The sequence below is a fragment of the Pseudomaricurvus hydrocarbonicus genome, from assembly GCF_011602365.1.
GTDB classification, from domain to species: domain Bacteria; phylum Pseudomonadota; class Gammaproteobacteria; order Pseudomonadales; family Cellvibrionaceae; genus Pseudomaricurvus; species Pseudomaricurvus hydrocarbonicus.
The window spans coordinates 81,344-94,657 of the sequence record NZ_JAAONZ010000007.1 but is presented as its reverse complement, the minus strand read 5'-3'; the positions used below and the strand labels follow the sequence as shown (position 1 = coordinate 94,657).

Genomic DNA, 13,314 nt, shown 5'->3' with positions numbered 1-13,314 from the left:
GTCATTTCTCAATGAACTGACCAGTCCAACTTCAAAAAACACCCCCTCAAACAACACGGTCATTAACCTCCCCCAAATGGACTAGGATTCTCTACCCGCGGACGATGGTATTCACCGAAGCCGTGCATTACCCTGAAGTCATTCGATTTCTCAAATCAATCCATTTAAGACACGCTATACAATTACAGGGAGATACCATGGCCACATCACAAGAATATCGTCTGGGACCCGCCACCTACCCACGCGGCTGGTTTGTTGTCGCCGAAGCCTCGGAACTGGACCATGGCCCCATCCCCATTCGTTTTTTCGGTCAGGACTTTGCACTGTATCGCGGCGAAAGCGGCCGGGTGGTGATGCTGGATGCCTACTGCTCACACATGGGCACCCACCTGGCCCGCGGTAAGAGCGCCATCATCGTCAAGAACGGACAACAGATCGAAGGCGATGCCATTCGTTGTCCCTACCACGGCTGGCGCTTTAACGCCGCCGGTGAAGTGGACGATATCCCCCACATGGAATCCTGCCCCAAAGTGAAGAGCCTGACCTCTTATCCCGTCCGCGAAGTCATGGGCTGCATTATGGTTTGGCACGATCCCGAGGGCAGCGCCCCCTTATTCGAACCCCCTTTTCTGAAGGAGTGGGACGACCCCCGCTGGGTTCGCTGGACACTCGATCACCTCGGCACGCTCGACATTCACGCCATAGAAATCATTGACAACATGGCCGACACGGCTCACCTGGGCCCCACTCACGGAGCGCCCTGTGAGTGGTTTGAAAACGAATTTCGCGATCACGTTTACATCCAGCGGCAGGGGGGATTTCACCAGATTTACCAGGCCATGCTGACCACCGTCACCTGGTACACCGGACCCGGCATTCTGCTCTCCAAACAACAGTTTGGCGACACGCTCACTTACGAACTGATTGCCAACACCCCGGTAGAGGATGGCGTCACAAAAGTGTGGCATGCGTGCCTGACCCCGGCGGCAGGCGATAGCGTTACCGAAGCGGATATCGAGCACGCCCGCCAGGTTCAGGCCGGTGCCCTGGAAGCTTTTGCCGCCGACTTTGAAATCTGGAAATACAAAAAGCCAGCCTTGCGCGCGATGCAAATGCCGGTGGATGGCCCGTTTTTCAAAGGCCGCAAGTGGATCAATCAGTTCTATGCCAACACCGAAGAAAGCACGGCAATTCAACAAGCTGTCAACGGCACCTACCTGACCGAGCACCTGCCTGCACCCGACAGCACAGCGCGTGAACTGGAAAGTGGTCTTTTTGATTAGCGGACGACGCCAATCATAATTTGCCAACAACAATAATATGCTCACAACAATAAGAGTTAACGCCCATGATGAAATCCATTTGTGCATTAACGCGCCGTATGGGCATGTCGCGACAGGAGTTTCAGCACTATTACGAGCAACAGCACGTACCGCTGGCGATTCAGTACCTGCCGTTTAACCGCTACGTGCGCAACCATTTGCTGGATCACGAAGGGATTGGCTTTGATACCATTTCGGAGTTTTGGGCCGAAGACCTGAACCATGTGGCAACCATATCCAATGGCCCGGCGCGCAAACTGTTGCGCACCGATGAGCTGCAATTTATGGACCCTTCGCAGCAGGCAGCGGGGGCCTGTGAAGTGCAATACTTGTCAACCGGCCCGTTGCTCAATCAACGCTGGGCCATCTTGTTGAACTGGAGCGGTGATCGATCCACTGTCGAGGACTGGGTCAACAGTCTGATTCAGGCCAACACTCTGGTCCCGTCCGACGCCGAGATGACGTTGGACTGGATCATGCAACCCTCCAGCTTTCCCGCACGGGCGCTACTGTGGACCTCGGACCCCTTTGTTACCGACAACTTGCCTCAGTCTGTGTCAGCCACGGCTCTGCGCGTACAGCGGGAGGAAACCGACCCCTCTGCACTGATCGCCTCTTTGCTGCTGACACGTCTTGATGTTTGATGACTTTGATCGAGTCAAAGTCACCTGATCAAATCTGGCCACTGGTCCACTGCGTCACTGCGTAATGGCGTCACTGTGTAATTGCGTCACTGCAGGCAGCGTCGACGTCACACAACCTTGGCCTTGCAACCAACACTGACACAGCATCACGGGTTACAGGGCCACCCAATCTTCAGACAACCATGGACGGCAGTTTAGCGCTAAGAAAACCAAGCAGGTAAATCTAAAAAAACAGTCCTGCCACCCAGCGGCAGGACCTGTGAGACGCCGTCCTAGAAACGGATATTGACATCCACACCGTAGCTGAGTGGCTTGTTGAACTGATTGCCGCCACCGGCCAGTACGTAGATGGTTTCTTCCTCGTCGGTCAGGTTTTTGCCCCACAGCCCGATGTCCATGGTGGACTTGCCAATGCTGAGGTCACGCAGACTTATGCGGCCGTTGAGCTGACCCAGGTCGTTCACCTTGAAACCCAGAGCGGATGAATACACTTCATCGCGGTAACTGTAGTCCAGATGCGCGTCCAGGGTATGTTCCGCGATGGCAAAGCTGTGATCAAACGTCAGACTGAAGGCGTGACGCGGCGTTTGCGACAAATAACTCTGGTCGGTGATATCGCTGCCGGGAATTTGCAACAGGCTTTCATCCGGCACCACCACATCCGACAATTCACCATCCAGGTAGACATAATTCAGTCCGAGGGTGGTGTCTGTACCCAGCGCCCACAGGGCATCGAGTTCAAAGCCGCTGATTTTCACTTCGCCGAAGTTAAAGGTTTCCTGAAACGCCGCCATCACGCCCGTGCCGCCGATGGTGTTGATGGCATTATCGGTTTCGGTGCGGAAGAGTGCGGCGTTCAGACGCAAGCTGTTGTTCAGCAGTTCCGATTTCACACCGAGTTCGTAGCTGATCACTTCCTCTTCAGCAAAGGTTTGCGCAAAGTTGGGCGCCCGCTCGGAAGAACCGCCGGAGCGGAAGCCAGTTGCGGCTTTGACATAGCCGTTGACGCTATCGGTAAAGGCGAAGTCGGCAATCGCCGTCCAGTCAATATGGTCATAGGTGCCGTCGTTGGCGCCCGGGAAGAAGGTCAGGTTATCGCCGCTGCGCTGCGCTTCACGATCGTCTTCGGTGTAGCGTAACCCCAGGGTCAGACTCAGGCGGTCGGTCATGTCATAGGTGACCTGGCCGTAGGCGGCTACGGATTGCAGCTCGGTTTCAATATAGGTAGTGCCGAGTAACGTGCCCTGTGGAAAACCGAAATAGGACTGGCTGGCCAGCGGGTCGAGCAGCACATCTGTAGAGAGTGGCAGCCCGCCAAAGTCGATGTTCGAATACTGGGTATCACTTTTTGAACCGTCCTCGGAGAAGTAATACAAACCCGCTACGTAGCTGAGCCGCTCAGCATTGCCCACCAGTTGAAACTCCTGACTGAAGGACTCGGTGGCAAAGCGGGTATGGGTGGCGAAAAAAATCACATCGCTCCAGTTGGACGCCACATCGTCGGTGGAGTCGCGGTAGGAAGAAATCGACTTCAACGTCAGGTTGTCTGCCAACTGCGCCGTGACCGTCAGGTTGTGGCCCTGCTGCTCCATATTGCCTTCCGGCAGAACATAACGGTAGTCACCGCCGGTGAGGATGTTGTAAGTATCGTCTCGGCGTTTATTACCCAAGGCTACCGATTGGTAGTACTGGGCGGTGCTGTCCACATCGGTGTAGTCGTAGCTGTAATCGGCCGTCAGGTTGTCGCTGATGTCCCAGCTGACTGCCAGGCGAATGGCACTCTGGTCTTTGGCGTAAAAGTCGTTGTCAGGTTTGCCGCCGGTTGTGTTCGGGCCACGGTTTTCCACCCAGCCATCTTCGCTGGACGCCATGACCGACAATTTGGTACGCAGGCTGTCACTGATCGGCAGATCGGCGGTGATCCCCAGGCGCGCGTAATCAAATTCACCGACACTGGCTTTCACCGTCACGCCGGCCTCGTCCGCCGGTTTTTTGCTGATGAATTTCACCGCCCCGGCACTGGAGTTGCGCCCGTATAGGGTGCCCTGTGGTCCGCGCAGCACTTCCACCCGTTCGAGATCCAGCAAATCAATCTGGGCACCATTGGCGCGGGCGATGTACACATCATCGACGTAAATACCGACCGGGTTATCAGTCGTCAGGGTCTGGGAATCCAGGTTGCCCAGTCCCCGGATGAACAGCGACACAGTGTTGGTGGAGGTCGGAAAGGCGTAGCTCTGCAGGCTCGGCGCGGTGGTGGTCAGGTCTTCCATGTTATCAATCCCCAGTGATTCCAGGGACTCGGCGCTGTAAGCCGTAATCGCCACAGGAGCATCCTGCAGGGACTCGCTGCGCTTTTGCGCCGTGACCACAACTTCTTCCAGCACCCCCTCGGCGCTGGCCGTGAGCGGGATCAGCCCCGATGCCATCATGATAGCCAGGGGTAAAGCGTGTCTTGTTTTTTTATTATGCATGGTGTTACTCACTCTTCGGGCTTGTTTATGGTTATTGTTTTGGGAGAGCTTCTGCACGGATCACGATGGACAGAATTAAGCCGACATCGCCTCCCGGGGATCCAATTGTTCCTCTTGTTTACAGTCTGCCAAGTGATTGGCGGCCAGATAACCGAACGTCATGGCCGGCCCCAATGTTGAGCCGGCACCTGGATAGGTACTGCCCATCACCGACGCCGAACAATTGCCGATGGCGTAGAGACCGTTGATCACTTCGCCATTTTCATGCAGTACCCGCGCGTGCGTATCCGTTAACAAACCGCCTTTGGTGCCCAGATCACCGGGGTAGACTTTGACGGCGTAAAACGGCGCCTTGCTGAGGGTGCCCAGACAAGGGTTGGGGGAATGACTGGCGTCACCGTAATACTGATCGTGCAGATTGCCGCCCTTGTGGAAATCCGTATCCTCGCCGGCCTTGGCCATGCGGTTGAAACGATCCACGGTTTGTCTCAGGTTCTGAACCGGTAAGCCCAGGGTTGCGGCCAGCGCCTCCAGGCTGTCGGCCTTGTGATAGAAGTTATCTTTGAGGTGTTTGGGCAGCAGCGCGTCCGGGGTCACTTCGGATTGCAACATGGGCCCGAACAGGTATTTCTTGCGGTATTGACTGTCGAAAATGGCGTAGGCAGGCACCGCGTTGCCCTCTTCCTCCAGCCCCGTATAGGCACTCGCACCGTAATTCTGGTAGGGGGCGGCCTCATTGGAAAAACGCTTGCCGTCCCGATTGACAAAGATCAGGCTCGGCAAGGATTTTTCCACAAACAAAATACGCGCCAGCGGCTCCTGCTCGACTTTCACCGCCGGTCCCCACCAGGCGTGTGCCATCAGGTCGGTATGGGCACCGAGTTTCTGGCCCGCGCGAATGGCATCACCGGTGTTGGCCGGGTTGCCCGCAGACCAGTCTATGGACGACGGCTGCGGCAGATACTGATCGCGCATGGCCTGATTGCGCTCGAACCCGCCGGCGGCCAAGATCACGCCTTTGCGAGCCATCAGGGTCAGCGGCTGTCCGTTCTTCTGCACTCGTACTCCGGTGCATCGGCCAGCTTCGTACAGCAATTCCTCCAGCGCCGTATTCAGCCACAGCGGGATATTGCGATCGAGCATAGAGTGGCGCAGCCGACCGACCAGCGCGTTGCCCAGCACCAGACGGCGACTGCGTGAACTGCGTCGGCGCTGGGGCCAGTCCAGCCAATATTGGGCCACCACCTTGAGCATCAGTGACATCCAGCCGGAGGCTTTGCTGAACACCTTGCGAGCTTCGGCCATGGTCAGCGTGTAGCGCCCCATGACCACGGTCTGCACGTGCGAAGGTCTCAGCCGCGCCATCTCATCGTCCAATAAAGCGCCATCGTAAGGCGCCGGATCCAGGGTACGGCCGCCACTCTTGCCGCCGGGACGATCGGGGTAGTAATCGCAATAGCTGTCCTGGGGATCGAAACGGGCATGAGTATGCGCTTCCAGATAGCGCAGCATCACCGGAGCTTTTGTCAGGTAGGTGTGAATGCGCTCGTCACTGACACAGGGTTCCACCAGCCCCCGCATGTAGGTGAAGGCCTCGTCGTAACAGTCCTGCACACTGGAGGGCTTACCGTGATTGGGGATCCAGATACCACCGCCCGACATGGCCGATGTGCCGCCGTAGAGCTCACTCTTTTCTATCAGCAACACCGACAGCCCCTGATCAAACGCCCGCAGGGCCGCTGTCATGCCACCGGCACCGGAGCCGACCACAATCACATCGTAGGTTGTAGTTTCCGTCATGGATTCGCCATCTTCAGATTTGCAGATTCGACACAAGTCTGAATTGATGGCGGCTGCGGCTCATCGTCCACATGGACGATATAAGAAGTGCAACTTAGCGGCGGGAGGGCTGCGGAGCCTGTCAGCTGCGCCGAGCGCCTAGCCAATAAAGGCCTGCACCAGGGATTGCACCAATCGATCGGCCTCGCGTTTGGCCATTTGAGTATCGTCAGCTTGGGCAATCATCAGCGCGCATTCGCCAAAGGCGGCTATCAGAACCCGACTGATCAGGGTTTGTCGAATGCGCTGTGACTTGGACTGCGTCGCATCAGCGACTAAGAACTTTAGCGAGGCCTGAGCCACCTCACTGTTGCCCCAGCGGTCACGTCCCAACACATTGGGGCTGTCGAGCAATACGATGCGGCGAAAACCCGCCTCATCGCACAAACCCAGAAAGCTGCGCCAACTGCTCATGACATCGGCGCTGGCGTCCATGCTTGCCAGGATGCGCTGCTCCTGTTGTTCGTTGACGGCGGCAAACAGAGCTTTTTTGTTGCCGAAATAATGGTAAATCGGCCGCGTGGTCAAGCCACATGCGACCGCAATGTCTTCCAGCGAGGTGCCGTCATAACCGCGTTCACCAAACAGCTGCGTCGCGCTTTCCAATACCTGATTGTAGGTTTGCTGCCGGCGCTCGGCCTGACTTCGACGTTGACTGCTCATGCAAGGGCCCTGGCTCGATGATTGACTTATGAAATAGTATTGCATAACTTATGCAATGTCATTGCATAAGAGCAATCACCCCCATATTCCGCCGCCCTGTGCGGTCGAACATAATTATCCGAAAGAGACATCACTATGAGCGATGCTTTACGCCGTGCCCTGTCCCCCGCCACCTTAGGAAAACTGCCACTGCGCAACCGCCTGATCAAAGCGGGTACCTATGAAGGCAAAAGCCCAGGCGGGGTGCCCAGTCAGCTGTTGCAGAATTTTCATGTGGAACTCGGTGAGGGCGGCATCGGTATGACCACAGTAGCCTACTGTGCCACCGAAGCCGACGGTCGTATTCACGACCAGATGATGTACATGCACGAGGGCATCCGCCCGCAGTTGCAAGACCTGGTGAGTGCGGTGAAAGCCACCGGCGCACGGGTGGCGGGACAAGTGGTTCACTGCGGTTATTTTTCCCGCAATCCCAAACTGCAGCGTCTCGACAAACCCCTGGGGCCGTCGCGTCAGCTCAATACCTTGGGTGTGCCACTCGGCCGCCCGTTTGCCGGCGCCATGACCCATGCGGATATCGACTATTTCGTGCAAAGCTTCCACGACGCGGCACTGTTTATGAAAGAGGTGGGCTTCGATGCCCTGGAAGTGCACTGCGGACACGGTTACGGCATCAGCCAGTTTATCAGCCCGAAAACCAATCGCCGTACCGACGACTACGGTGGCAGCCTGCACAATCGGATGCGGGTGCCGGTGCGCATCATCGAAACCATCCGCGCCGCGGTCGGCGATGACTTCCCGATCATCGCCAAGATGGGGCTGACTGACGGCATCAAAGGCGGGCTCGAGGAAAACGAGGCGGTCGAGGTGGCCCGCTACCTGGACCAGGCCGGTTGCGATGCCTTGATTACCACCGGCGGCACCTCCAGTTTTAATCCCAACCTGATGTTTCGCGGCCCCAGCATTCACCACGGCTTAATCGAACAGAGCCAGAGCCTGATTGCCAAGCTGGGCATGAAAATATTGGGGCCAAGCCTGTTTAAAGAATACCCCTATCACGAGCTTTACTTCCGCGATGGGTGTCGCCGGGTTCGCGACGCCGTCGATTGCCAGCTGGTCTACATCGGCGGCTGCTCAACCCTGGAGAGTCTGGAACAGGTGATGCGCGATGGCATCGACTTTGTGCAGCTGGGCCGGACCTTGCTGGCCGACCCGAACTACCCGCGCAACGCCAGCGCGGCACTGGCGAACAGCCAGCCCTACGACAGCGGCTGCAACCACTGCAACCGCTGCGTGGCCCTGATCGATGCCCCTGGCGGGATCTATTGCCCGGAGCTGCACCCGGATAAGCGCCCCGTGCTTAACACCTGAAGCCAGCCCCGCTGGCTTCACTCCCTGAATACCCCTTGTGCCGGGGCTTTTACCTGAGGAATTAACCGTGTCTCTGCGAAAACTGATCTCTGTGTTGTTTTTAACCCTGTTCGTCAGCCATCCAGCGCTGGCGCTCAACATCATGCTTACCAATGACGACGGCTACCAGCACCCCTGGCTGCGCACCCTGCAATCGGTGTTGGCCGAGGCCGGCCATGACGTCACCATTGTCGCACCGCAAGCCAACCAGAGTGGCCAGTCGGCAGCCCTGACACTGGATGCCCTGCGCAACAGCGCCGACGCGATCACCAACCCCGCCGAAGGCGTTTATGCGGTCAAGGGTTCGCCCGCCACGGCGGCCATCCTGGGAGCAACAAAAGTGCTACCGCAACGTCCGGACCTGATCATCTCCGGCATTAATGAAGGCGCCAACATCGGCGTGTTCTCGTCCTTTTCCGGCACCGTCGGGGCCACGGTGGCGGCCCTGCACATGGCGGGCGCACCCATTCCCGCCATCGCCATCAGCAGCAATTTGCTCGATGCCAAGGCCGAGGCCAGTGCGCCCGCCAATCTGCAACACGCCAAGCAGATCGCCGAGTTTATGGTGACCCTGGTGGCGGCACTGCAACAGTCACAAACCGACAACGCGCCACTGCTGCCGCGGGGTATCGCACTGAACGTCAATTACCCGGCCCTGCCGCAAGCGCAGATACGAGGCGCCGGCATCTACCGCCACGGTCACGACATCAAGGTGTATTACAACCAAAAAACCCCCTTGCCCGCTGCGCTGACCACCGGCGAACTGGAGCAGGACACCTTCGGTCTGCGTCAGGGCTTTATCACCATTGTCCCCATTGACGGTGATTACACCGCCCCGGACTGGCAAGGCCTTTTGCCAGCGTCCCTGGTGCCGTCCTTGAACAAACAGCCGTGATCGCGGCCTCAACATTGAAACAACACACGTAGTTAACAACACACTAGTTAACGGATATCTGTATTTATGAAAGAGTTTAAGGATCGAGTGGCCGTGGTCACTGGCGCCGGCGGCGGCATTGGCCGGGCGGTATGCATCGAACTGGCCCGCCGCGGTGCCCATGTGGCGCTGGTGGATGTCAGCGAGACCGGCTTGCGGGGTACGCAAGAGGCATTGAGCCAGTATGGCGTCAACACCAGCACCCACATTGTGGACGTATCCGACAAGCAGCAAATGGCCGCCCTGCCCGACCAGGTGGTGGCACAACATGGCAAGGTCAACATCCTGGTCAACAACGCCGGCATTACCTTTCAAAAACAGTTTTCCAACCACACCCTGGAAGACTGGGAAAAGATTGTCGGCATCAACTGGTGGGGCGTGCTCTATGGCTGCCATTATTTTCTGGATCACCTGAAAGCCGCCGGCGAAGGTCACATTGTCAACCTGTCGAGCATGACCGCGTTTATCGGCCTGCCTTCGCAGGCCTCTTACTGCGCCACCAAGGCGGCGGTGAAACTGCTGAGCGAATCCATCTGGGGGGAACTGGCCGCGCACAACATCGGCGTCACCAGTGTGCACCCCGGTGCGGTCAAGACCGACATCCTGCTCACCACCATGCAAACCGCCGACAGCAAAGAGGTAGCGCAGAAAACCCACGCTATGGTGCAGAAGATCGGCGTCTCGTCCGACTATGCCGCGCGACGGATTGTGAAGGCCATCGAGAAAAATCACTTGCGCATTCGCATCGGGCTCGACGCGGTGCTGGTGGACTGGTTGAAACGCTGGTTCCCGGTCGGCATCCAGAAATTGACCCGCAAGAACTAAACACCCATTCGCTCAAACCAAGCGTTGCATACATTTGCACGCACTTAGAATGTTTGTTGTGTGATTCACGAACCAAAGGGGGCATGCTTGCCCCTTTCATTCAGGGCTGCAGCACCGCGCGAGCACTGCGATGCAACATGGAGCGGAAGGCCTGCAGGTGTTCCGGTTCGGCCGGGTCGAAGTTGCGGTTCTCCCCCAGCAGCTGGCTGGTGGCGGCGAAATAAATCGCCGGCGCGCCAAGCAGATGCAGCAGGTACATGGGTTCGACATCCACCAACTCGCCCTTTTCCTGCCCCGCGCGAATCACGGATTCCCAGGTACTCAGTGCCACCCCGGAAATGCGCACCGACGCCGAGGCGTTGGGATAAGTATTGGCACTGTCGCGCAGTATCAGGCGCGGTGCGGTGGGTCGCTTGACCATAAAGTCCAGCCAGGTATCGAGCACCGTCAACACCTGCTGCAGAGCCGGTGCGTCTGCATTGAGACGCTGCTCCGTGGCCTCCACCATAGCGGCGAACAAGCGCCCTTCCACTGCATCGTAGAGTTCCTGCTTGTTACTGAAGTAGTAGACGATGGATGCCCGCTTAATACCCACCGCCTGGGCCACATCCTCCAACCGGGCAGCGGAAAAATCCTTGTTGGCAAAAATCTGCTCCGCGGCATCCAGAATGCGCTCACGGGTTAGCTCCCCACGGCTGGCCAGAGCGGGGTTGATGGGCAAAGCATCGTTCATCTGGACGTATTCCTGCGTTGAAATGACTCAATCATAAGGGCAAGCCTGCCCCAGTCCAATGACTGGCGTCAAAAACTGTTGTAATTCTACCTGCGCGCAGGTAGATTGATTATTAATTCCACTCCGAGTCGTATACAGACCGTACCGCGAAGGGAATTGAGCACACCACAATAATCAAACCGTTCAACAGGTCTAAAGACCAGTGGCACAACTGGAAACAGGCCGATGGAGAGAGGTAAGTATGCAACACAGAATCAAAAAACCGAGCCATAGGCTGACGCCGTGTGGCTTCAGCAAAACCGCACTGGCGTTGGTAGTCGCGACACAAGCCCCTTTGAGCTGGGCCGAAGGCAGCACCCAAAGCCCGGGCCTGATGCTGGAAGAGGTGGTGGTCACCGCGCAAAAGCGTGAGGAGTCCTTGCAGGACACCCCCATTTCGCTGTCCGCCTTTGGCGCGCAAGATCTGGAAAACAAAGGCATTCAAACCCTCGATGACCTGCAGGCCAACGTCCCCAACCTGCAGTTAACCCCCCACCCCAACAGCGCCACCACGCCGCGGGTGTTCATGCGCGGGGTGGGCAACAACGACGATCAAATCACTCAGGATCCCAGCGTTGCAGTCTATCTGGACGGGGTCTACGTGGCTCGCAGCCAGGGCTTGTCCATGAGTGTCGCCGACATTGAGCGTATCGAGGTGCTGCGCGGTCCGCAGGGCACGCTTTATGGTCGCAATGCCACCGGCGGTGCGATCAACTTCATCACCGCCAGACCCGAAATCGGCGAATGGGGTTTCAAGCAGGAAGTGTCGCTGGGCAACCGCCACAGCCAGCGTCTCAAAACCATGTTGAACGCCCCCCTGGGAGACAACCTGGCGGCCCGCCTCAGCTATCTCAACACGGAGAAAGACGGTTTTATCAACAACCAGGGCACCGACGTCGATCACTTTGGCGATCAGGACCGCGATGCCTGGCGCGCCGACCTGCTGTGGCAACCCACCGACAAGCTGGAACTGCGCTACAGCTACGACCGCTCTAACATCCATGACAGCCCGGCGCTGATTGCCCGGGTCGACTTGCACCCGCAATTCACGCCGACGCCCTCTGCCGCCGGTGAGTTTGTGCGGGACCTGCAGCCCAATGACATTACCTCCGATGGCCACAACCTCACCATCACTTACGACCTCAATGACCACCTGACCCTAAAGTCCATCAGCGCTTACCGTGCGCTGGACAGCTTCACTAATCAGAATTATCACGCCGGTCTGTATGCCCCGCTGCCACTGTTTACCTCAACCCACACCACCGATCAGGAACAGTGGAGCCAGGAAATTCAGTTGCTGGGTGATGCCTGGGACAGTCGCCTCGAATACATCGTCGGCCTGTACTATTTCAATGAGGAAGGCGTCGACAACGACGACACCCGCAAACCCCTGAGCGACGAAGTTTCATTCGGCGAGGCGGACATTAAAAACACTGCGCTGGCGGCGTTTAGCCAGGCCACCTGGACCCCCAACGTCCTGGCTGATCGGCTGCGCATTACCGCCGGCTTGCGCTGGTCGCAGGACAAACGCTCTGCCACCCTGGAAGAACGTGACATCACGCTGTCGAGCGGCGCTGTCACCGATTACCCCAAAGGCGTCGGCGACAACACCTTCACCAACGTCAGTCCGTCGCTGGTGGTTGCCTATGACCTTACCGACAACATCAACCTCTACGCCAAGGTGGTGGATGGCTACAAGACCGGCGGGTTTAATACCCGGGCCTCCAGCATCGACTTTTTCAACCAGGGCTTTGATCCGGAAAACCTGCGCTCCTACGAGCTGGGCATCAAATCGGAGCTGCTGGACAACCGGGTACGGCTGAACGCTGCGGTGTTCACCTCCGATTATGAAGACCTGCAAGTTAATGTGCGCTCCGACGGTGGTGATCCGACCAAAACCGACGTGCTCAACGCCGGTGAGGGTAAAGTCCAGGGGCTGGAACTGGACGTCACCGCGCTGCTGACAGAGGGCCTGACCCTGAACCTGAGTTACGGCTACCTGGATGCCGACTACGAGGAAATTGTGGATGCCACCGGCAGCGACATTGCCGACAATTTCCGCTTTACCAACGCGCCCAAACACAGTTACACCGTGGACCTGAATTACGATTTCCCGGCGCTGTCGTTTGGCCAGTTGAGCGCCCACATCGGCTACACCTGGCAGGATGAAAAATACACATCCTCCAGCGTCGACGATGAAAAATACATCGTCGATGACTACGGTTTGCTCAACGCCCGCCTGAGTCTGTCCGATGTCGCCTTCGCCGGTGGCAACCTGCGCCTGGCCCTGTGGGGTAAAAACCTGGAGGACCAGGAGTACTACACCGCGCACTTCGGACTGGTGGTGCCGTCGGCGGTGTACGGCGAGCCGCGCAGTTACGGACTGGATCTGATCTACGAATACTGATTCTAATCAGAACTGCGACCGCCG

10 protein-coding genes are annotated in these 13,314 nt (G+C 57.6%); 6 read left to right on the top strand and 4 right to left on the bottom strand.

Annotated features, from left to right (window positions below; translation table 11 throughout):
- Positions 1-197: 197 nt before the first annotated feature.
- Entirely contained in the window at positions 198-1,283 is a 1,086-nt protein-coding gene (locus G8770_RS11240; protein WP_167186351.1) for an aromatic ring-hydroxylating dioxygenase subunit alpha, read from the top strand.
- A gap of 65 nt (positions 1,284-1,348) precedes the next feature.
- Positions 1,349-1,966 carry an EthD domain-containing protein gene (locus G8770_RS11235; RefSeq protein ID WP_167186348.1) on the top strand — a complete coding sequence of 206 codons (618 nt, stop codon included), beginning with the start codon at positions 1,349-1,351 and terminating at the stop codon, positions 1,964-1,966.
- A 272-nt stretch (positions 1,967-2,238) separates the two neighbouring features.
- On the opposite strand, the gene G8770_RS11230 is transcribed toward G8770_RS11235, so the two are convergent.
- The 3 genes from G8770_RS11230 to G8770_RS11220 form a co-directional block, all read right to left on the bottom strand.
- Complete coding sequence (locus tag G8770_RS11230) at positions 2,239-4,440, bottom strand: TonB-dependent receptor (RefSeq protein WP_167186345.1); 2,202 nt, start codon at positions 4,438-4,440, stop codon at positions 2,239-2,241.
- Positions 4,441-4,515: 75 nt separating this feature from the next.
- Entirely contained in the window at positions 4,516-6,240 is a 1,725-nt protein-coding gene (locus G8770_RS11225; RefSeq protein WP_167186342.1) for an FAD-dependent oxidoreductase, read from the bottom strand.
- A gap of 138 nt (positions 6,241-6,378) precedes the next feature.
- Positions 6,379-6,942, bottom strand: coding sequence for a TetR/AcrR family transcriptional regulator (locus G8770_RS11220; RefSeq protein WP_167186339.1), 564 nt, complete (start codon positions 6,940-6,942; stop codon positions 6,379-6,381).
- 135 nt (positions 6,943-7,077) lie between these two features.
- On the opposite strand from G8770_RS11220, the gene G8770_RS11215 reads away from it, so the two are divergent.
- The 3 genes from G8770_RS11215 (at position 7,078) to G8770_RS11205 (ending at position 10,111) form a co-directional block, all read left to right on the top strand.
- Positions 7,078-8,313 (top strand): NADH:flavin oxidoreductase, encoded by a 1,236-nt coding sequence (locus G8770_RS11215; RefSeq protein ID WP_167186336.1) that lies wholly within the window; start codon positions 7,078-7,080, stop codon positions 8,311-8,313.
- A gap of 67 nt (positions 8,314-8,380) precedes the next feature.
- On the top strand, positions 8,381-9,247 hold the full coding sequence (surE, locus tag G8770_RS11210; RefSeq protein ID WP_167186334.1) for a 5'/3'-nucleotidase SurE: 867 nt from the start codon (positions 8,381-8,383) through the stop codon (positions 9,245-9,247).
- Between the two features lie 66 nt (positions 9,248-9,313).
- A complete protein-coding gene (locus G8770_RS11205) occupies positions 9,314-10,111 on the top strand; it encodes an SDR family NAD(P)-dependent oxidoreductase (RefSeq protein ID WP_167186331.1) in 798 nt (265 codons plus the stop codon).
- 100 nt (positions 10,112-10,211) lie between these two features.
- Here the strand turns inward: G8770_RS11205 and G8770_RS11200 are convergent, their stop codons facing one another.
- On the bottom strand, positions 10,212-10,844 hold the full coding sequence (locus tag G8770_RS11200) for a TetR/AcrR family transcriptional regulator (RefSeq protein ID WP_167186328.1): 633 nt from the start codon (positions 10,842-10,844) through the stop codon (positions 10,212-10,214).
- A gap of 241 nt (positions 10,845-11,085) precedes the next feature.
- Between G8770_RS11200 and G8770_RS11195 the strand changes: the two genes are divergently transcribed.
- The gene (locus G8770_RS11195; protein ID WP_208022199.1) at positions 11,086-13,290 is read left to right on the top strand and encodes a TonB-dependent receptor; all 2,205 of its coding nucleotides are present in this window, start codon (positions 11,086-11,088) and stop codon (positions 13,288-13,290) included.
- Positions 13,291-13,314 lie beyond the last annotated feature (24 nt).